The 20,606-nt window shown below is 33.5% G+C and carries 23 protein-coding genes and 1 tRNA gene; 17 read left to right on the top strand and 7 right to left on the bottom strand.

Annotated features, from left to right (window positions below):
• The first annotated feature begins 12 nt into the window (after positions 1-12).
• The 8 genes from rpsK (at position 13) to prfA (ending at position 4,952) form a co-directional block, all read left to right on the top strand.
• On the top strand, positions 13-405 hold the full coding sequence (gene rpsK / locus HA152_RS08995) for a 30S ribosomal protein S11 (protein ID WP_011863644.1): 393 nt from the start codon (positions 13-15) through the stop codon (positions 403-405).
• Between the two features lie 52 nt (positions 406-457).
• Complete coding sequence (locus tag HA152_RS08990) at positions 458-1,396, top strand: DNA-directed RNA polymerase subunit alpha (RefSeq protein WP_025937644.1); 939 nt, start codon at positions 458-460, stop codon at positions 1,394-1,396.
• A 14-nt stretch (positions 1,397-1,410) separates the two neighbouring features.
• The gene (rplQ, locus tag HA152_RS08985; protein ID WP_209135652.1) at positions 1,411-1,761 is read left to right on the top strand and encodes a 50S ribosomal protein L17; all 351 of its coding nucleotides are present in this window, start codon (positions 1,411-1,413) and stop codon (positions 1,759-1,761) included.
• A gap of 36 nt (positions 1,762-1,797) precedes the next feature.
• Entirely contained in the window at positions 1,798-2,604 is an 807-nt protein-coding gene (gene truA, locus HA152_RS08980) for a tRNA pseudouridine(38-40) synthase TruA (protein WP_209135650.1), read from the top strand.
• 108 nt (positions 2,605-2,712) lie between these two features.
• Positions 2,713-3,144, top strand: coding sequence for a 50S ribosomal protein L13 (rplM, locus tag HA152_RS08975; RefSeq protein WP_209135648.1), 432 nt, complete (start codon positions 2,713-2,715; stop codon positions 3,142-3,144).
• Positions 3,145-3,153: 9 nt separating this feature from the next.
• Positions 3,154-3,564 (top strand): 30S ribosomal protein S9, encoded by a 411-nt coding sequence (gene rpsI, locus HA152_RS08970; RefSeq protein WP_209135646.1) that lies wholly within the window; start codon positions 3,154-3,156, stop codon positions 3,562-3,564.
• A 13-nt stretch (positions 3,565-3,577) separates the two neighbouring features.
• Positions 3,578-3,829 (top strand): 50S ribosomal protein L31, encoded by a 252-nt coding sequence (rpmE, locus tag HA152_RS08965; protein WP_209135644.1) that lies wholly within the window; start codon positions 3,578-3,580, stop codon positions 3,827-3,829.
• A gap of 28 nt (positions 3,830-3,857) precedes the next feature.
• Positions 3,858-4,952 carry a peptide chain release factor 1 gene (gene prfA / locus HA152_RS08960; protein ID WP_209135641.1) on the top strand — a complete coding sequence of 365 codons (1,095 nt, stop codon included), beginning with the start codon at positions 3,858-3,860 and terminating at the stop codon, positions 4,950-4,952.
• A gap of 13 nt (positions 4,953-4,965) precedes the next feature.
• Here prfA and HA152_RS08955 read toward each other — a convergent pair whose 3' ends face one another.
• On the bottom strand, positions 4,966-5,523 hold the full coding sequence (locus HA152_RS08955; protein ID WP_209135846.1) for an HNH endonuclease: 558 nt from the start codon (positions 5,521-5,523) through the stop codon (positions 4,966-4,968).
• Between the two features lie 17 nt (positions 5,524-5,540).
• Here HA152_RS08955 and alr point away from each other — a divergent pair, with 17 nt between their 5' ends.
• Entirely contained in the window at positions 5,541-6,740 is a 1,200-nt protein-coding gene (gene alr, locus HA152_RS08950; RefSeq protein WP_209135639.1) for an alanine racemase, read from the top strand.
• Between the two features lie 61 nt (positions 6,741-6,801).
• A tRNA-Ser gene (locus HA152_RS08945) sits at positions 6,802-6,890 on the top strand.
• 36 nt (positions 6,891-6,926) lie between these two features.
• Here HA152_RS08945 and HA152_RS08940 read toward each other — a convergent pair.
• On the bottom strand, positions 6,927-7,715 hold the full coding sequence (locus tag HA152_RS08940; protein ID WP_209135637.1) for a TIGR01548 family HAD-type hydrolase: 789 nt from the start codon (positions 7,713-7,715) through the stop codon (positions 6,927-6,929).
• Positions 7,716-7,812: 97 nt separating this feature from the next.
• On the bottom strand, positions 7,813-9,615 hold the full coding sequence (gene cobJ / locus HA152_RS08935) for a precorrin-3B C(17)-methyltransferase (RefSeq protein ID WP_209135635.1): 1,803 nt from the start codon (positions 9,613-9,615) through the stop codon (positions 7,813-7,815).
• A gap of 334 nt (positions 9,616-9,949) precedes the next feature.
• Between cobJ and psaA the strand changes: the two genes are divergently transcribed.
• From psaA to HA152_RS08920, 3 genes are all read left to right on the top strand, one after another.
• Entirely contained in the window at positions 9,950-12,253 is a 2,304-nt protein-coding gene (gene psaA, locus HA152_RS08930; protein ID WP_025889445.1) for a photosystem I core protein PsaA, read from the top strand.
• Positions 12,254-12,280: 27 nt separating this feature from the next.
• Positions 12,281-14,509: a photosystem I core protein PsaB gene (gene psaB / locus HA152_RS08925; RefSeq protein WP_025946451.1), complete on the top strand. Its 2,229-nt coding sequence runs from the start codon at positions 12,281-12,283 to the stop codon at positions 14,507-14,509.
• Positions 14,510-14,612: 103 nt separating this feature from the next.
• The gene (locus tag HA152_RS08920; protein WP_209135633.1) at positions 14,613-15,575 is read left to right on the top strand and encodes a glycosyltransferase family 2 protein; all 963 of its coding nucleotides are present in this window, start codon (positions 14,613-14,615) and stop codon (positions 15,573-15,575) included.
• Between the two features lie 4 nt (positions 15,576-15,579).
• Here HA152_RS08920 and HA152_RS10025 read toward each other — a convergent pair whose 3' ends face one another.
• Positions 15,580-15,744, bottom strand: a complete 165-nt coding sequence (locus HA152_RS10025) for a hypothetical protein (RefSeq protein WP_245211242.1) — start codon at positions 15,742-15,744, stop codon at positions 15,580-15,582.
• Between the two features lie 320 nt (positions 15,745-16,064).
• Here HA152_RS10025 and HA152_RS08910 point away from each other — a divergent pair, with 320 nt between their 5' ends.
• On the top strand, positions 16,065-16,178 hold the full coding sequence (locus HA152_RS08910) for a photosystem I reaction center subunit VIII (protein WP_011863629.1): 114 nt from the start codon (positions 16,065-16,067) through the stop codon (positions 16,176-16,178).
• Positions 16,179-16,205: 27 nt separating this feature from the next.
• The gene (locus HA152_RS08905; RefSeq protein ID WP_209135628.1) at positions 16,206-16,805 is read left to right on the top strand and encodes a photosystem I reaction center protein subunit XI; all 600 of its coding nucleotides are present in this window, start codon (positions 16,206-16,208) and stop codon (positions 16,803-16,805) included.
• Between the two features lie 60 nt (positions 16,806-16,865).
• Here the strand turns inward: HA152_RS08905 and HA152_RS08900 are convergent, their stop codons facing one another.
• Positions 16,866-17,624 carry a C40 family peptidase gene (locus tag HA152_RS08900; protein WP_209135625.1) on the bottom strand — a complete coding sequence of 253 codons (759 nt, stop codon included), beginning with the start codon at positions 17,622-17,624 and terminating at the stop codon, positions 16,866-16,868.
• Between the two features lie 3 nt (positions 17,625-17,627).
• Here HA152_RS08900 and HA152_RS08895 point away from each other — a divergent pair, with 3 nt between their 5' ends.
• Entirely contained in the window at positions 17,628-18,530 is a 903-nt protein-coding gene (locus HA152_RS08895; RefSeq protein WP_209135622.1) for a serine hydrolase, read from the top strand.
• A gap of 2 nt (positions 18,531-18,532) precedes the next feature.
• On the opposite strand, the gene HA152_RS08890 is transcribed toward HA152_RS08895, so the two are convergent.
• Together HA152_RS08890 and HA152_RS08885 are read right to left on the bottom strand one after the other, a co-directional pair.
• Positions 18,533-18,745 carry a hypothetical protein gene (locus HA152_RS08890; protein ID WP_025938686.1) on the bottom strand — a complete coding sequence of 71 codons (213 nt, stop codon included), beginning with the start codon at positions 18,743-18,745 and terminating at the stop codon, positions 18,533-18,535.
• A gap of 1 nt (position 18,746) precedes the next feature.
• A complete protein-coding gene (locus tag HA152_RS08885) occupies positions 18,747-19,370 on the bottom strand; it encodes a recombinase family protein (protein WP_245211241.1) in 624 nt (207 codons plus the stop codon).
• Between the two features lie 338 nt (positions 19,371-19,708).
• On the opposite strand from HA152_RS08885, the gene lipA reads away from it, so the two are divergent.
• Positions 19,709-20,602 carry a lipoyl synthase gene (gene lipA, locus HA152_RS08880; protein ID WP_209135618.1) on the top strand — a complete coding sequence of 298 codons (894 nt, stop codon included), beginning with the start codon at positions 19,709-19,711 and terminating at the stop codon, positions 20,600-20,602.
• The last annotated feature ends 4 nt before the right edge of the window (positions 20,603-20,606 follow it).

The following is a 20,606-nucleotide window of genomic DNA, read 5'->3' as shown; positions in this document are numbered from 1 at the left end:
AATTAAAACATCATGCCAGCTACAGTAAAAAAAACAGGTTCAAAGAAATCTAAACGTAATGTACCGAATGGGGTGGTACATATCCAAAGCACATTTAATAATACTATCGTCTCAATTACTGACACCTCTGGCCATGTAATTTCTTGGTCTTCTGCAGGCGCAAGTGGATTTAAAGGCGCTCGGAAAGGTACACCATTTGCTGCTCAAACAGCTGCTGAAGCTGCAGCTAGAAGAGCACTTGATCAAGGGATGAGACAAATAGAAGTATTAGTTAGAGGGCCTGGCGCAGGTAGGGAAACGGCCATAAGAGCTTTACAAGTGGCCGGATTAGAAATAACTCTAATAAGAGATGTAACTCCATTGCCTCATAATGGATGTAGAAGACCTAAACGAAGACGCGTTTAGTTCTTAACCATTCTCAACCCCCCAAAAAAAACTCTTAACCTCATTATTTTCCGTGTTGCAATACCAGATTGACAGAATCGACCATCAAATAGCAGATGATCGCTCCCAAACAGGAACTTTTTTAATTGGCCCTCTAGAAAGGGGACAAGCTACAACTTTGGGTAATTCCCTTAGAAGAGTCCTCATGGGAGGACTTGAAGGGAGTGCAGTGACTGCAGTAAGAATTGCAGGAATTAATCATGAATATGCCACTATCCCTGGAGTCAGAGAAGACGTTTTAGATATCCTTCTTAATTGCAAGCAGTTATCAATAAATAGTTCTAATCCAGAGCTCGAAATCGGCAGGTTAGTAGCGAGTGGTCCAATGGAGGTGAAGGCAAATGATATCCAATTCTCCTCTCAAGTTGAAATTGTTGACGGCGAAAAGCCGATCGCGACTATTCAGGAGGGTCATAACTTAGAGTTGGAAATTCATGTTGAAAGAGGTGTTGGATATAGACCTGTAGACCGTAAGAGTGAAGAGACAACTGCTATTGATTTACTTCAAATAGATGCTGTATTTATGCCAGTGAAAAGAGTTAATTTTACGATTGATGAAACTGCTGTAGCAGAAGGCGGAACGGGAAGAGAACGATTAAAAATGGAAGTCGTAACAGATGGCTCAACAAGTCCTGATGATGCTATTGCTGAAGCTGCAAATCAATTAATAGAGCTCTTTCAGCCTCTCGCTACTGTCACAATGGTTGAGGAAATTCCTGAGGAACCTGAACCATCTCCGGAAGCTCAAATTCCTCTCGAGGAACTAAACTTGTCCGTTAGAGCATATAATTGTTTGAAAAGGGCGCAAGTTAACTCAGTTTCGGATTTAATGGGCTTCAGCTATGAAGATCTTCTTGAAATTAAGAACTTTGGCTCTAAATCTGCAGATGAGGTTATTGAAGCTCTCGAGCGAATAGGCATTTCTATCCCACAAAGCAGAACATCTGTTTAACAATTTTTAAGATTATGAGACACCAACTTAGAATTCCATTATTAAGTAAACCTGCTGACCAGAGGAAAGCACTTCTTAGAGGTTTAACTACACAATTAATTAGGGAAGGTAGGGTAACGACAACAAAAGCTAGGGCAAAAGCTTTAAGAAATGAAGCTGAAAAAATGATTTCACTCGCCAAAGATGGCAGCTTGGCTTCCAGGAGAAGGGCTATTGGATATATTTATGATAAAAAATTAGTTCATTCATTATTTGAAAAAGCAAAGGAAAGATATGGGGATAGAAATGGTGGTTATACACGCATAGTCAGAACTGTATCTAGAAAAGGTGATAACGCTCAGATGGCCATAATCGAGCTTGTTTAAGTTAGATAATAAAGGGGTTTTTACAAAAAATAACTTTTGAAAAGGGTAGCTTTATTAGTCCAATATGATGGATCTCATTATTCAGGTTGGCAAAAACAAAAAAATGCAACTACTGTTCAAGAAATTTTAGACAGAGCTCTCTTAAAGATTACAAATCACAAAGTAAAGACTTTTGCAGCAGGAAGGACTGACGCTGGAGTTCATGCATCAGGTCAAGTAGTACACTTTGATGTTGATTGTGTTGTTCCAGGAAATAGTTATTCTGATCTCTTAAATAGTACTTTACCCTCAACAATTAGGATCTTGGAATCAGTTGAGGTTAAAGATAGTTGGCATGCATGCTATTCAGCAATGTATAGACATTATCGATATGTAATTAATAATAGTAAATTCCCTAATTTGTTCATCAATAATTGGTCATGGCATAGATATCAAAAAGTATTAGATGAAGTTTTAATGTTAAATGCATCTAAGACAATGGAAGGTGAACATGATTTTTTTGCTTTTCAGAAAAGTGGTAGTAATAGATCAAACTCTATTACAAATATAAAAAATATTGATATTAAAAGAGTAGAAGATTTGATTTTAGTTGATATTAAAGCTACTGGTTTTTTATATGGAATGGTGCGTTTAATTATTGGTCAACTAGTTTTAGTTGGAGAAAAAAAAATATCGCCAGAAATTTTTACAGATAGATGGGTACAAAAAAAGAAAAATGATGTTAAAGAATCTGCTCCAGCTAAAGGGTTATGTTTTGTAAATGCTGTTTATGAAAAAAATGTTTTTAAAAAGATTAATAACAATGATTTTTTCCCTGTATTTTTAATTAAGGGTTTTTCTTAGTTTTATTTAAGCTAATTTTTTTGTAATGATTTAAAACTGTTGTTTAATATTCCTCCAATAAGGTAGAATTTAGGACTAACTTTAAATTTATTTGCATAAATTTGGTCAATGAATAAAACAATTACTCCATCTTTAGAAACCATTGAAAGAAATTGGTTTTTAGTTGATGCAAAAGATAAGACACTTGGGAGACTTGCTACAGAAATTGCAACTGTACTGAGAGGTAAAAATAAACCAACATTTACACCTCATCTAGATACTGGAGATTTTGTCATTGTAGTAAATGCCGAAAAAATTGAGGTAACAGGTAAAAAAGCATCACAAAAGTTGTATAGGAGACATTCTGGAAGACCAGGAGGAATGAAAATTGAAAAATTTGAGTCTTTACAAGAAAGAATTCCTGAAAGAATCATCGAGCAAGCTGTTAAGGGTATGCTGCCACATAACTCTTTAGGAAGACAGCAATTTAAAAAACTAAAAGTTTATAAAGGTGCTGATCATCCTCATGCTGCTCAGAATCCTGTATTATTAAATAGTTAATTTATCAAAATGAATAGTCAAATAAAAAACAAAGCTGTTTATTGGGGAACTGGAAGAAGAAAAACTTCAGTAGCTAGAGTTCGCTTGATTCCTGGAAATGGACTAATAAAAATTAATGGTCGTTCTGGAGATGATTATTTAAACTATAACCCTCTGCACTTAAATTCAATAAAAGCACCTTTGCAAACTCTAGGCCTTGAGAATTCTTATGATATTCTTGTAAATGTATTTGGTGGTGGATTGACAGGTCAAGCAGATGCTATCAAGCAAGGAGCAGCAAGAGCACTTTGTGAATTATCTCCTGACAATAGGAAACCGCTAAAAACTGAAGGTCATCTTAGTAGAGATCCTAGAGCGAAGGAACGAAGAAAATATGGTCTTAAAAAAGCAAGAAAAGCTCCTCAATTCTCTAAACGTTAAAGGAATTTAAATCATGCCAAAATCAGAAATACACCCAAAATGGTATCCAGATGCGAAAGTTATTTGTAATGGAGAAGTTGTAATGACTACTGGCTCCACGCAGCCTGAATTACATGTTGATGTATGGAGTGGTAATCATCCTTTCTTCACTGGAACTCAAAAGATTCTTGATACAGAAGGAAGGGTTGATAGATTTATGAAGAAATATGGAATGGGTTCAGCTAATTCGGCCACATCAAAAGAAGAAAAAGATTCTAAAAAATAGAATTTTCAAAAATTAAGCATAATTTCAATTGGAATACTCAACATTAATTGCAAGGTTGAAAACTGCTTCAGAAAGTTTTGAAAATTTGGAAGTGCAGCTTGCAGATCCTGATATAGCTAATGATCCAAAAAAATTAGAATCAATAGCAAGAGAAAGGTCAAAATTGGAACCTCTAGTGGTTGATTTTAATAAGTTGCTTGATACTGATAAAGAAATCGAAGATTCAAAAAATCTACTTAGAGAGAATAGAAATGATAAAGAAATGGAATCTTTGATTAATGAGGAGTTAATTACTCTAGAGGAATGCAAGAATGAACTGATTCAAAAAACCACAATCGCCTTATTACCAAAAGATCCAAGAGATGAAAGAAGTGTAATGTTGGAAATCAGAGCCGGTGCAGGAGGTAACGAGGCTTGTATTTGGGCGGGTGATTTAGCAAGAATGTATGAAAGATATGGACAAAAAATTGGATGGTCTGTAAAACCTGTAAGTGCTTCCGAGTCCGATATGGGAGGATTCAAGGAGTTAGTTATATCAGTTAAGGGAGATTCTGTATATAGTCAACTTAAATTTGAGGCTGGTGTGCATAGAGTCCAAAGGGTTCCAGCTACTGAATCGCAAGGTAGAGTTCACACCTCTACTGCTACAGTGGCCGTCATGCCTGAGGCTGATCCTGTTGAAGTTAAGATTGATCCAACTGATCTAGAGGTTGGCACAGCAAGATCTGGAGGTGCAGGGGGACAAAATGTTAATAAGGTAGAGACAGCTATTGATCTTCTCCATAAGCCTACAGGAATAAGAGTTTTTTGTACTCAAGAGAGATCACAATTGCAAAATCGCGAACGAGCGATGGAAATTTTAAGAGCTAAATTATATGAAATTCAATTAAAAGAAGCTAATGCAAAAGAAAGATCTCAAAGGCTTTCCCAGGTTGGAACAGGTGACAGGAGTGAAAAAATTAGAACTTATAATTTTAAAGATAACAGGACAACTGATCATAGATTAGGTTCCAATTTTTCATTAGAACCAATTCTTGCTGGTCAATTGGATGAAGTGATTGATGCATGCATAGCACAAGAACAAAAAAGAATGATGGAAGATTTTAATAACGGAGCAAATTAAGATTTTATTTTTATTAGATTGCAATTCCTATTACGTATTTACTCCATTCTTTATGTCTGCCAGAGTCAATTTGTCTTGTGGCCTCAAAATTAAGATTACTAAGTGGACGATAAGGCTTGCGTTTTAAAGGCATATTTGCCTCGCTTGGGGTTCGGTTACCTTTTTGTACATTACATCTGAGGCATGCTGTAGTAACATTTTCCCAGTTATCTGATCCACCTCTACTTCTCGGTAAAACATGATCTATTGATAGGTCGCTACCCCTATAGTTACAGTACTGGCAAGTATTATTATCTCTTAGGAGAATATTTTTTCTTGTTAAAGAAACCTCTCTAAAAGGTACCTTTACGTAGTAACGAAGTCTTATAACTGTCGGCAATTTTCTGCCGCAATGTATTGAATATGTTTTATCTTCCTCTAAGCTTTCTGCTTTACCTTTGATCATCAAAATGACAGCTCTTCGCCAAGAAGTGATATTCAAAGGTTCATAAGATGCATTTAAAACTAGAGTCTGGCTCATGCCAAAATACAATTTACATGTCATGCTAACTGTATATTTCAATAAGCGCATGTAATTGTGCAAAGTTAATGCAAATTCGGCAATCTAATCAGGGATTTAATTTTGATAAATATCCAATTTTTGAACAAGATCTAGATCCAAAACAAAGGGCATGGATAGAAGTTAAAGGTAAAGCATTAGAGGCAAATGTAAGGCAATTAAGAACAAAACTAAATAATAATTGTCAATTTATGGCGGTTGTCAAAGCTGATGGATATGGACATGATGCAAAATTAGTATCAGAATATGCTATCAAGGGCGGAGCTTCAGAATTAGGTGTTGCTACTTTAAAAGAAGGGATTAAGCTACGTTCTTTTGGAATTAAAAAACCAATTCTTATTCTCGGAAATCTATATACAAAAAGAGATTTAATAATATCCTTTAAAAATGATCTTATGCCAACTATCAGTAGTATAAGAGAGTGTTTAATTTGTAATAATATCGGGAAGCACTTTGGATTGAAATTTTCTTTACATCTTAAGGTTGATACTGGAATGTCAAGATTAGGGTTTGAATCTAATAAATTTGTACAGCAATTCGAAAAAATAAAATCTTTTGAGAACATTTCAATAGAAGGAATATATAGTCATTTATCTTCTGCAGATGAAGATAACTCATTGGATTCTCAAAGTATTACACAATTACAAAGACTGAAGTTTAATCAATTATTGAAGCAAATAAATCTTGATCGAAATAATCAAATTAAGATTCATTTGGCTAATTCTGCTGGAATGCTTCTTAACAAAGATTTTCATTTTCACATGGTGCGTGTTGGACTTTCTATGTACGGATATAGTCCTCTAGCCAAAATAGATAAAAATTTATTACTTAAACCAGCTTTATCTTTGAAGGCCAAAGTAGCTTTTATAAGAACTATTGATAAAGGTGTGAGTGTAAGTTATGGAGGCAAATTTGTGAGCCACAGAAAAACTAAGTTAGCTGTATTAAGTATTGGTTATGCAGATGGTGTACCAAGAAATCTTTCAGGCAAGATTAACGTTATTCATAATAATAAATTTTATCCTCAAGTTGGTTCCATAACTATGGACCAAATGATGGTGGACATAACAGATTCCAATGAAATTAAAGTTGGTAGTACCATGTTATTACTTGGATCTAATGGAGATAAAACAATTTCTCCTCTTGAATGGGCAAGAAAATCTAATACTATCCCTTGGGAAATTCTTTGTTCTTTTAAAAATAGATTACCGAAAGTTCAAGTAGATTAGACATTTCGATTAAATAAAAAATTTTGAATGTTTGCATAAAAATTGATAATGTATAAGAACTGGAGAGGTGGCTGAGTGGTTGAAAGCGGCTCCCTGCTAAGGAGTTACAGGAGGTAACTTTTGTCGAGGGTTCGAATCCCTCCCTCTCCGTTATTTATTTAGAAATTTTTTTTATTAATATTTGTTTTAAAAAAGGTCAAGATTAATATCTTTAAGGTCATAAATAGAATTTAGAATAAAGTCAGCGCCTGCATTTCTAAGATTTGTTTCGTAAGAAGTACGTTCTTTTAATCGAGAATTTAAATGTAAATGAGGCGGCGCTATTCCTATACTTATGAATTTCTGAGATGGTATTTCCTTTCTAGCATTTATAACTGTATTTATATCTGCAATAGTATCTCCTACATATGCAATGGGAACATTTGATTCGCCAAGTTTATCTCCAATAAGCTTTTTTGATAAGTTAATAAAACCTTTAGGATCAGGTTTGTCAGGGGCATCTCCCATAGATATTAAAGGTGGTGATTTTAGTCCAAGTCTTTTTTCTAAAACAAATTTCGCAGAAGCAGACTCTGCACCACTAACAAAACCCCAGATTATTCCATTACCTTGAATTAAATCAAAAAACTTTTTATCAACTAATAATTCCTCATTTGTTATGTACCCAGACCAATATTTACTATCCTTATTTGGATCTCCACCAAAGTAAAACTCTTCAAAACATTTTACTATTTCCTTTCTTGGGGGAATTTTAAGGTTTAAGTTCTCTTTTTTTATATATCTTTTTATAAGTTCTAAACTTAAATCCCAGTCATTATTCCAGATCCCTTCATTTTTTGCATTATCAATATCTATATAACTTGGTTCCCATCCGGAAAATTTGTAAACTGTTTTTTTTAATGAAAGTCTGTAACTATTTTCTACGCTGCGGATTACTCCATCAATGTCAAATAAAATTAAACCAATATTTTTCAATTAAATTACTTACTTCATTATTATAAAAGATTAGTATTCTCTTAAAGAAAAAGCAAAGAAAAACACTTTATATTAAAAGATTATGGATTATCTAAACTTAATTTTGTAAATATCCTCTGGGAGTAAGAAATATTTCGTCAACTAAGGTTGTTTGAGAATTGCCAATAATAATGATTGACAACATATCAATCTCTTTAAAAGGAATGGTGTTTAAGGTGAAAAATTTTTTGGATTGATTTTCTCTCCCTACTTGTCTAGCTATTAAAACTGGAGTATCCCCAGGCCTAGATTGTAAACATATATCTATTACACTTTTTAGCTGCCAATTTCTTTCAATGGATTGAGGATTAAATAAAGCTATTACAAAGTCACCCATAAGAGCTCCTTCAATTCTTTTTTCTATTAAAGACCATGGAGTTAATTTATCGCTTAAGCTTACTGAACAAAAGTCATTCATTAGTGGTGCTCCACTAATCGCAGCCGCTAATTGAACACTACTTATACCTGGATGTACTTCAAAGTACGGTCTATATTCTTTTTTGATTTTTTGAAGTAATTCTAAAAGTAAACCTGCCATGCCATAAAATCCAGATTCACCTGAAGAAATTAAAGCCACTTTTATTCCTTCCTCAGCTAGTTTAATTGCTTTACTGCATCTCTCTTTTTCTTCAGTAAGTTTACTTTCAATTAAAATTTGGTCACTTCTTTTTAAGGGTTTAATTAAATCTAAATACATTTTGTATCCGATCCAAACAGTACATCTTGAAAGTGCTTTTCTTGCATTATTGGTTAGGAAGGAGATATCACCAGGACCACTTCCAATAATATGGATTTCGCCATGGGTTGGATTATATTGATTTTGAGATTCTGCTATGGCGATAGTTACTGCCCCAGATTGATTTTTAAAAATTCTTTTTTCTTTTAGTAATTTTGATGAATCTCCAGCTGCTAGTAAGCAAGAGGCTTCTGCTACGGAAGGCGTGCCAATTTCCTTTTGGACGATATTTGATGGATTTGGAACAATTATATTTGAAAGATCTTCTCTGGTAAAAAACTTAATAGGCAAGTTTTTGTCTTCAGCAAGTTCTAAAATTCCTTTTTCATCTTTTTTAATATCAATAGTTGCAAATCCTGCTATTGAGTGAAGTGATAGATTACTTGACTCAAAAAAAGTTTTTAAAGAATTAGCTATTAAATTTTTGCTGGTATTTCTCTCACAACCCAATCCAATCCATAATACGGGCGGATGCCAAGTAGTTTTTTGATTTTTGAAGATGCTTACATGAAATGTTGCAGCTGGTTTTTCATTTTCTTTTTCATAAATTTGATTGATATTCTTAGCTGATTCTGAAGTTTTCCACAATCTATTACCAGATAATTGTTTGCAAAATATTTCGTCGTTCTTAGATTGTTTAATTACTATTTTTGACCAATCCTTTATATTGCCTGATCTTTTCCAACCCCATTGATTTCCAAATGCATCAAGATTTAAGATGCTTTGATCATTTGAATTATTAGTTTCTATTATTTCGCCACCTAATAAATTAGCAATTTGATATGCAATATTTTGTGTATTTGACTGATGTAAGCCAATTAAGGGAACTATCTTGGAGCATTTGTTATCTATAACGATTACACCTGGATCTTGATCTTTAGAGGTTAAAAAAGAATTTATTATGCGTATTGATGCAGCAATTGACCCTATAAAAATTATTAAATCTATCTCCGGCCACTTTTTAATTAGGATTTCTCTAGGCTTTTGTACTTGAATAAGTTCATTTTCCTTTCCATCATCTTTTGAAGAACTTGCAATATATATATCGTTGACAAATTTGGTTTTTTTAAGCCTTTTTAAAATTTCTTTTGAATTATTTGATAGACCTATTGCAATTCCTTTCAAATTAGAAACTATCGATAGTTACTTTGAAATTATATCCTGTCGCTTGATTTAAAAAATTTTCTTTGAAATATAAAAAAAAATTTAAGAAATTTAAATAAAATCTGAGTAAAAATACTCATAATTTAGTCTTAGACTAGAATTTAACAAAATATTCATATAGTAACAATCATTAGAACATTTGTTACGTTAATGCATAACGAAAGAATCTTTGCCTTATTATTTTTGAAACGAATATCTAAAGTTCCGAGGGATTCGTTTTCTTGAACATTATTATTAAAAATAGGTTCAAGATCTGATCAATCGGCTTTAATGTCAATTATTTTCGAGGTGCTAGATGACCATCAGCCCACCAGAAAGTGGAGAAAAAAACAAAAAAGTTTTGGAGGATCCTGTCAAGGCCGATCCGAGACCTATTGATTTTGCCAAATTAGATAAGCCAGGTTTCTGGTCAAGTAAATTATCTAAAGGTCCAAAAACTACAACTTGGATCTGGAATTTGCATGCTGACGCACATGATTTTGATGTGCATACAGGCGATGCTGAAGAAGCAACAAGAAAAATCTTTTCAGCTCATTTTGGACATCTTGCAGTCATTTTTATATGGATGAGTGCTGCATTTTTCCATGGAGCAAGATTTTCTAATTATTCAGGTTGGTTAGCTGATCCAACTCATGTAAAACCCGGAGCTCAGCAAGTATGGGCAATTGTTGGTCAAGAAATGCTTAATGCTGATCTTGGGGCTAACTACAACGGTATTCAAATCAGTTCAGGAATATTCCACATGTGGAGAGCATGGGGAATTACTAATGAAAGTGAACTGATGGCATTAGCTATAGGTGCTGTAGTAATGGCTGCACTTATGCTTCATGCCGGAATTTTTCATTATCACAAAGCAGCTCCAAAAATGGAGTGGTTCCAAGATATTGAGTCTATGCTTAACCACCATATAGCTGGTTTAGTAGGACTAGGATCTCTAGCATGGGCTGGACATTGTATTCATATCGGAGCTCCTACTGCAGCACTCTTAGATGCAATTGATGCAGGCTCTCCTTTAGTAATCAATGGTAAAGAAATAGCAACTATTGCAGATATGCCTATGCCGCATCAACTCTGTGATCCACAAATTATCGGTCAGATATTTCCTGGATTAGCAAGTGGTACAGGTAATTTCTTTAGTTTAAACTGGTTAGCTTTCTCAGATTTCCTTACTTTCAAAGGTGGACTTAACCCTGTTACAGGAAGTTTATGGATGACTGATGTTTCACATCATCACTTAGCTTTTGGTGTAATAGCAATCATTGGTGGTCATATGTATAGGACCAATTACGGTATTGGTCATAGTATGAAAGAAATATTAGATTCACAGCAAGGAGACCCAATATTATTTCCTGCTCCTAAAGGTCATCAAGGTCTTTTTGAGTTCATGGCAGAAAGTAGACATGCCCAGCTTGCAGTAAATCTAGCAATGCTTGGATCAATAAGTATACTTGTATCTCATCATATGTATGCGATGCCTCCATATCCATATATAGCTACTGACTACATGACAGTTCTTGGATTATTTACTCATCACATGTGGATAGGTGGATTATTCATAGTAGGTGCAGGAGCCCATGCTGGAATTGCAATGGTTAGAGATTATGATCCAGCAAAACATATTGATAACGTATTAGACAGAATCCTTAAAGCAAGAGATGCTTTAATCAGCCACTTGAACTGGGTATGTATGTGGTTAGGATTCCATAGCTTTGGACTCTATATTCACAACGACACTATGAGGGCTTTGGGTAGACCTCAAGATATGTTTAGTGATTCTGCAATCCAACTTCAGCCAATTTTTGCTCAATGGGTACAGAGTATTCAAGCATCTGCTGTTGGTACTTCTCTTTTAGCAGGTACTGCAGAAGCTTTACCTCACAAAGCTTTAAGTGAAGTTTTTAATGGAAGTTTAGTAGAAGTGGGTGGAAAGGTTGCTATAGCTCCAATTCCATTAGGGACAGCTGATTTAATGATTCATCATATTCATGCTTTCCAAATTCACGTAACTGTTTTGATACTTCTCAAAGGAGTACTTTATGCAAGAAGTTCAAGGTTGATCCCTGATAAAGCTTCTTTAGGATTTAGATTCCCTTGTGATGGACCTGGAAGAGGTGGTACATGTCAAGTTTCTTCATGGGACCACGTTTTCTTAGCCCTTTTCTGGATGTATAACTGTTTATCAATAGTAATTTTCCACTTCTCTTGGAAAATGCAGAGTGATGTTTGGGGACTTACTGGTGGTAACTTCGCACAAAGCTCCATTACTATTAATGGTTGGTTAAGAGATTTCCTTTGGGCGCAAGCTTCTCAAGTATTAACAAGTTATGGTCAATCAATAAGCATGTACGGTTTGATGTTCTTAGGAGCTCACTTCATATGGGCATTTAGTTTAATGTTCCTCTTTAGTGGAAGGGGATATTGGCAAGAATTATTCGAATCAATTGTTTGGGCACATAACAAACTTAAAGTTGCTCCAACCATCCAACCAAGAGCTTTATCTATCACCCAGGGTAGAGCAGTAGGTGTAACACACTTCCTTGTCGGCGGTATTGCTACCACATGGGCCTTCTTCCATGCTCGCCTTTTCGGGCTGGGCTAATTACCTGAACTTCACCTCTTTAATTCAATGGCAACAAAATTTCCATCATTTAACCAGGGTCTAGCTCAGGACCCTACAACCCGACGAATATGGTACGGAATAGCTACCGCTCACGACTTTGAAAGTCATGATGGTATGACCGAAGAAAAGCTTTATCAGAAGCTTTTCTCTACACATTTTGGTCATCTCGCGATTATCGCCCTCTGGGTAGCTGGTAACTTATTTCATATTGCTTGGCAAGGCAACTTCGAGCAATTTGTACTTGATCCAACTCACGTTCGTCCTATTGCTCATGCTATTTGGGATCCTCATTTTGGATCTGGAATCACAGAAGCAATGACACAAGCAGGAGCTAGTGGTCCAGTAAACATAGCTTACTCAGGTCTCTACCATTGGTGGTATACAATTGGAATGAGAACTAATGAGCAACTCTTCCAAGCTTCAATATTCATGAGTATTTTGGCTTGTTGGACTCTGTTTGCAGGTTGGTTACACTTACAGCCAAAATTCAGACCCTCTCTAGCTTGGTTTAAAAATGCTGAGTCAAGATTAAATCATCATTTAGCTGTCTTATTTGGTTTTAGTAGTATCGCTTGGACAGGTCATTTGGTTCATGTTGCTATACCTGAATCAAGAGGACAGCATGTAGGTTGGGATAACTGGTTAACAGTGCTTCCACACCCTGCAGGTTTAGCTCCTTTCTTTACTCTAAATTGGGGAGCTTATGCTCAAAATCCTGATTCTTTAGATCAAGTATTTGGAACAGCTGAAGGAGCTGGAACAGCAATATTTACTTTCTTAGGTGGTCTTCATCCTCAAAGTGAGGCATTATGGCTTACCGATATTGCGCATCACCATATTGCGATTGGAACAGTTTTTGTAATTGCTGGTCACATGTATAGAAATACTTTTGGTATTGGACATAGCCTCAAAGAAATTACAGAAGCTCATAATACAAGACACCCTAATGATCCTCATAAAGGTAGTTTTGGGATTAACCACGATGGAATATATGAAACCGTAAATAACTCCTTACATTTCCAACTTGGATTAGCATTAGCATCACTTGGTGTAGCAACTTCTCTAGTGGCGCAACATATGGGTGCACTTCCTTCTTATGCTTTCATTGCAAGAGACTACACTACACAATCTGCTTTATATAGTCATCATCAGTACATAGCAATGTTCTTGATGGTTGGTGCTTTCGCACACGGTGCTATTTTCTTTGTTAGAGATTACGATCCAGAATTAAATAAAGATAATGTATTAGCAAGAGTGCTTGGAACGAAGGAAGCTTTGATAAGTCACCTTAGTTGGGTAACAATGTTGCTTGGATTCCATACTCTAGGAATTTACGTTCATAACGATGTTGTTGTGGCTTTTGGTAATCCTGAAAAGCAAATTCTAATCGAGCCAGTATTTGCTCAATTCGTTCAAGCTGCTCAAGGTAAGATGATGTACGGTTTTAACGCTTTATTATCTGATCCTACAAGTTCAGCAACTCTCGCAGCTAATTCATTACCAGGTAATCATTACTGGATGGATCTTATCAATAGACAAGATGCATTAAGTGCTTTCTTACCTATCGGGCCAGCAGATTTCTTAGTTCACCACGCTATCGCTTTAGGTCTTCATACAACTGCATTAATCCTTATCAAAGGTGCACTTGATGCTAGAGGAACAAAATTAATTCCTGATAAGAAAGATTTAGGTTATGCATTCCCTTGCGATGGACCTGGACGTGGAGGTACTTGTGATAGTTCATCTTGGGACGCTATGTACTTAGCTATGTTCTGGGCATTAAATTTACTAGCATGGGTAACTTTCTACTGGCATTGGAAACACCTAGCAATTTGGCAGGGTAACGTAGCACAATTTAACGAATCAGGAACTTATCTAATGGGTTGGTTCAGAGATTATCTCTGGTTAAACTCTGCTCAACTTATTAATGGATATAATCCATTTGGAGTAAATTCTCTATCTCCTTGGGCTTGGATGTTCCTATTCGGTCACTTAGTTTGGGCTACTGGTTTCATGTTCCTAATATCATGGCGTGGTTACTGGCAAGAGTTAATTGAAACATTAGTTTGGGCACATCAGCGTACTCCAATTGCTAACCTTGTTGGCTGGAGAGATAAGCCAGTTGCACTTTCAATTGTTCAAGCTAGATTAGTTGGATTAGCACATTTCACGATTGGAAACATACTTACATTTGGTGCATTTGTTATCGCATCCACTTCAGGTAAGTTTGGTTAAATTTTCCTTAAATAATTTAAATCACCACATTTGTGGTGATTTTTTTTGTTTAATTTTAATGTTCTAAATTAAGTTAAAATTGTGTAATTATTATTAAATATAAATGTCAGATATAAAACAATTAATTTCTATTATCGTCCCTGTTTTTAATGAAAGCGAGAGTATTGGTCTTTTATTAGATGAAGTTATAAATGTAATGTCTTCTCATAAATTCTATTTTGAATTGATTGTTGTAAATGATGGTTCTAAAGATAATACTCATCAAGTATTAAAGCAACTAACTCTCAACATTAAAGAATTGTCAGTAATTTCCCTCCGCAAAAATTATGGTCAAACTGCAGCAATGTCAGCTGGCTTTGATAATTCTAAGGGCGATATTGTTATTACTTTGGATGGAGATTTACAGAATGATCCAAATGATATTCCTCTATTAATTTCAGAAATCAATAATGGTTATGATTTGGTTTGTGGTTGGAGGTTTGATAGAAAAGATAAATTAATTAATAGAAAGATACCATCAAAAATAGCGAATAAGTTAATAGCTCACGTAACAGGTTTGAAGTTGCATGACTATGGTTGCTCATTAAAAGCGTTTAAGAAAGAAATAATAGAAGATATAAAGTTATATGGGGAACTTCACAGGTTTTTGCCCGTTTTAGCAAATATTGAAGGTGCAAGAATCAAAGAAATTAAAGTAAATCATAGGAACAGGCAATACGGATCTAGTAAATATGGAATTGATAGAACTTTTAGAGTTTTAATGGATTTACTAACTGTTTGGTTTATGACTAAATTTTTAACAAGACCGATGTATGGATTTGGTTTCGTTGGAATTATAAGTATTTTCTTTAGCCTTGCGATAAGTTCTTATTTGATAGTTTTAAAAATAATGGGTGAGGATATTGGAAATCGTCCTTTGCTGATGTTTGCATTAATATTAGGTATTGCTGGTGTTCAATTATTTAGCTTTGGATTATTGAGCGAACTTTTAATTAGGACATATCATGAAAGTCAAAGTCGTCCAATTTACAGAATTAGATCAATAAACAGTGCTAAGCAAAATTGATTGTTTACTTGAACTGTCTTATTAATAAAGCTGAAATTTCAATGACTTCAGGAGAAATATCTCTTAAGCCTTTTCGTAAAATTGGTAATGTTGATTTATCAGCCAATTCTTCCGCAATTTTTAATGCCTTTAATTTATTTTCTGTATCACCCTGAAAAAGACTAATCATTTTATTTCTTTGAGAATTTTTATAAAATACTGAGTACTTTTTTTCTTCGTGATTGTATGAATAACTATTTTTTTTAGATAGAAATTTATTATTACTTTTTTTATTTTTCTTTAATTTAATATAATTTAAATTGGGTTGATTTATTAACTTTTTAAAGCTTCTTTTTTTAAAAACTAGAAGTAATATTCCTATAAAAATAATAAGTAAAATTGCGAAAAAATTTAACATGTAAAAAGTTAATAATTTTTATATCATCCAGTAATAAAATTAACATTATTTCGCTGATAAATACTAAAGTACTTAAAGATGTTTAAAGAACTATGCCATCTGATTTACCAAGTCTTTTACCCTCAATTTTTGTTCCATTAATTGGTATAGCAATGCCTGCTGTTTTTATCGTATTAATTGGAAGATTAATTACAGCAACTGAATAAATTATCAAACACTAAACTATTAAAAAAATGAGCGACTTTCAAAAATCATTCTCTGAATCAACAAGTTCTATTAAGTTTGATGAGAAATACATAGATACTTCTGTACAACCAAATGATATTGGCGTAGCAGAACAATGGGCAGTAAAAACAGTTGCTGATCCTTGTGTTGGTAATTTAGCTACTCCAGTAAATAGTGGTTATTTTACAAAAGCCTTTATAAATAATTTACCTTTTTATAGAGAAGGTATTTCCCCTAATTTTAGAGGTTTAGAAACTGGAGCAGCTTTTGGATATCTTCTATATGGACCTTTTACCATGACTGGCCCATTAAGAAATTCTGATTTTGCTCTAACAGCTGGACTTCTCGCTAGTATTGGAGCTGTTCATATTTTGACAGCACTTTTTGTTTTATACAATGCACCAGGTAAAGCACCTAATGTTCAACCTCCAGATGCGACTGTTAATAATCCGCCAAACGACTTATTTACAAGAGCTGGTTGGGCTGATTTTACAAGTGGATTTTGGTTAGGAGGATGTGGAGGAGCTGTTTTTGCTTGGTTACTTGTTGGGACATTACACTTAGATACCATAATGCCAATCATTAAAAATATTTGGACTGCTGGTTAATTTCTAAATAAAAGAATAAGTAATATTTTAATTTAAAATTTTTGAGGTGATCTCGATTAATTAACGTATAGTGCGGTCCCATCTATAATTTCTAACTACTCTTCCTGCCGAAATAAGTTTAGATTTATAATGCAATGAGATTTTATCATTAGACTTTTTTAGGGTATCTAATCCTATTCCATTTCTGCCAAAATCGATTCCAGAGCTATGGTAATAGAATCCGTCTTCTTTGTAGATTCCAATATGATCACATTTTTCTTCATTTCCAAAAAATAAAAGATCGCCAGGTCGTAGAGCCGCATACGATTCTTTGTAATAAAAAAGGTGCTTACAAAAACTTTTTATTTGAAAAGAGTCTCGAGGTATATAAATTTGATGCTTTAAAAAAGCAGTCTGAATTAATCCAGAACAATCAAAATTGGGCCCAAATGTACCTCCCCAAAGATATTCATTATTTAACTCAGATTGATCCTTGATCCATTTTAAAATTGAGTTAACTTTATCTTTTATAAAGAAGTGTTCATTCTCTAAACTGTTATTTTTTTTGAATTCGTATTTCTCAATAATTAATCCATCTAAATTTATCCAACAGACGTAACCATCTTCATATAGTTGAACTAGTATTCTTGAAAATTTATGGTTGTTTTGATAAATATTTGGATAAATAAGCCTAAAAATTCTATTTTTAAATATTTCAGTAACTAATTTATCTTCTGTTTCATTTTGATATCCCGAAATATTAACTTTTAATTTCCACCAAATAGTTTTTGAAAAATTAGTTTGTTTAAATAGTGAGATAGGATTTTTATTATTTTCCATACAATGTCCTTTTACTATTTAAGTGAAGAGATGGGTCTAGCCTTAAATGATATTTTAGGGAGAGTATGCTCTTATAATAAAGATTTTTCAAGTGAAGATATTGCCATAACTTGGATTAATTATAAAAGCGGAAATAAAGGTGTATTTAAAGGTTTTGGCACTGGCATAAATAATAAAAAAATGGTTTACCCTGCCAGCATAGTTAAGTTGGTTTATGGTCTTGCTACATATTATTGGATTAAAAAAGGAAGTTTATTATTATCGGATGAAATTATTGATGCTGTAAGGAAAATGTTAACTTTCTCAAGTAATAATGCAACAAGCTTCTTAATTGATTTACTTACTGGAACAACAAGTGGACCTTGTATTGAGGGCGAATCATGGGAAAATTGGAAATATCAAAGAAGTATAATAAACGATTGGCTACATGATTTACATTGGGAGGAATTGAGTGGTTTAAATTGCTGTCAGAAGACCTGGGATGATGGACCATTTGGTCGTGAAAAAGAATTTTATGGACATAATAATAAAAATAGAAATGCTATGAATACTGATTCGGCTGCAAGGGTTTTGGAGGAAATTATGATTCATATTGATTATCAAAAAAATGATTTAAATTTACGAAGTTTTTTAAAAAGAAATTTAGATAAAGTTGTTCTTAAAAACGATTCTCTTAATCAAATAGATGGTTTTTTGGGTGCAGGCTTACCAGAAAGCATTAATCTTTGGAGTAAAGCAGGCTTAATGTCAGAAGTTAGACATGATTCTGCTTGGTGGACTAATAGTCAATCTCTACACACTTTATTAGTTGTTTTTTGTGATGGTGAAAAATATTCTAAAGATTCTTCTTTCTTATCATTAATATCAAAAGAAGTATATGAATTTAATAAAAAATATACTATTTAGGACTAAATTGAATCTTCTAAGAAATTAGAATCTAATTTGTCAGTATATGCTTCATAAGGCAACATCATTACTTCTTCAAAATCTAAATCATTCATAATCCATTCTCTATATTCAGCTAATAAACTTTTTCTATCTTCATTATCTAATTCATAAATACGCAACGCTGTATCTTTAAAATTTTCTTTAATTAAATTTTCAATTTCTTTCCTCTTCATTTTATGTTTGTTCTCCTTCCAAAATTACTCTTCTTATTGTTGACAACGCAATGCCTGTTTGTGATCTGATTGATCGATAAGAATATCCTTCATTACGCAATCTGATTACTAAAGATTCTTTTAGAGGACTTATTTTGGGCCTTCCTCCCAAATTATTTCCGGATAATTTTCTGCGTAATAGCTGTTCTTTTTTTCTTTCCCCTAAACTTTTGTCTTCTAAATTATCTAATTCATATAAAATTTTAAAAATTGAAGAATTTGCATTAAAAGATTCATTAGCAGCAAAAAAACCAGTCAAAGTTCGCAATTGAATATCCTTATTAATAAGTTTATTTATTGTTATCAAACATTCTTTTTTATTTTTAAATGCTCGATCAAGCTGAGTTATTATTAATTGATCGCCTTTTGATAAGGAATTTATAGCTTTATTGAGTTGAGGTTTGATTTCTTCATCTAAACTTATAAATTCAGAGAACACTAAACTGCAACCCTCGTCCTTCAAAATTTTTATTTGCTCTTCTAAATATTTATATTCGTTATGAGTAGCTCTAGCATAACCTATTGCTTTAGAGTTTTTACTTTTTTCCGATAATAAAATACGTTTTCTTTTAAATTTAAAAGTCAATGTTTTATTACATATATTTTTTACTGTATCAAAAAATAATAAAAAAAACACTTTTTAATACAAAATAAAGCAATTATTACTTACTTTTTTGCTTTATTTTTGAACTTAGTACGTTCTGATATCTGTATTAAAAAGAATATTATGAAATCTGATTCAATTTTAGTTAATGAAACAAGAACGTTGTTTCACTAGTAAATTTAATTAAGATTTTCTAAATTGCAGAAGGATTAGTTGAATTCATTTATTTACTTCTGTTGAATGAGCTTTGTTTTGAAATTATAAATAGTTAATTCATCTTGTTTTTAGTAAAATAAAATTACAGGTCAAAAAGAATTAATGTGACTCATAATCCTAATAGTTTAATTTCAAAACCTGAATGGTTAAGAGTCAAAGCTCCACAAGTTGAGCGAATTGGTAACACTGCAAATTTATTAAATGATTTAAATCTCAATACCGTATGTCAAGAAGCAAGCTGTCCAAATATCGGCGAATGTTTTGCTAGTGGAACTGCAACTTTTCTCATAATGGGTCCTGGTTGCACTAGGGCATGTCCATATTGCGATATTGATTTTGATAGATCTAAGAGAGACTTAGACCCAACTGAACCATATCGTTTAGCCGAAGCTGTTTTAAGAATGAAGCTTAAGCATGTTGTAATCACATCAGTTAATAGAGATGATCTTGAGGATGGTGGCGCATCTCAATTTTTTCAATGTGTTCATCAAATAAGAGAAAAATCTCCTGAAACTACTATTGAGCTTCTAATACCTGATCTTTGTGGCAACTGGAAAGCGCTTGAAAAAGTTCTTGATTCAAATCCAAACGTTTTAAATCACAATATTGAGACTGTGTCTTCGTTATATAAAAAAGTAAGACCTCAAGGCAAATATGAAAGAACTCTTGAGTTGCTTAAAAGAACCAGAGACTATTCTCCCAGAATTTATACAAAGTCAGGCTTCATGCTTGGTTTAGGGGAAAAAGACGAGGAGGTCTTAAGTCTGCTTAAGGATTTAAAAAGTAATTTCGTTGATATTGTTACTATTGGCCAATATTTATCTCCTGGCCCTAATCATTTACCTGTTAAAAGATTTGTAAGTCCTTCAAAATTTAACTACTTTAAAGCGTTCGGGGAAAAAGATTTAAACTTCATGCAAGTAGTTAGTTCTCCTTTAACTCGAAGTAGCTACCATGCTGAAGAGATTCAAAAACTTATGAAAAAGTATCCAAGATAGTTAT

This window comes from Prochlorococcus marinus XMU1412 (assembly GCF_017696315.1).
Classification (GTDB): domain Bacteria; phylum Cyanobacteriota; class Cyanobacteriia; order PCC-6307; family Cyanobiaceae; genus Prochlorococcus_A; species Prochlorococcus_A marinus_AF.
This window is presented reverse-complemented; position numbering and strand designations above follow the sequence as displayed.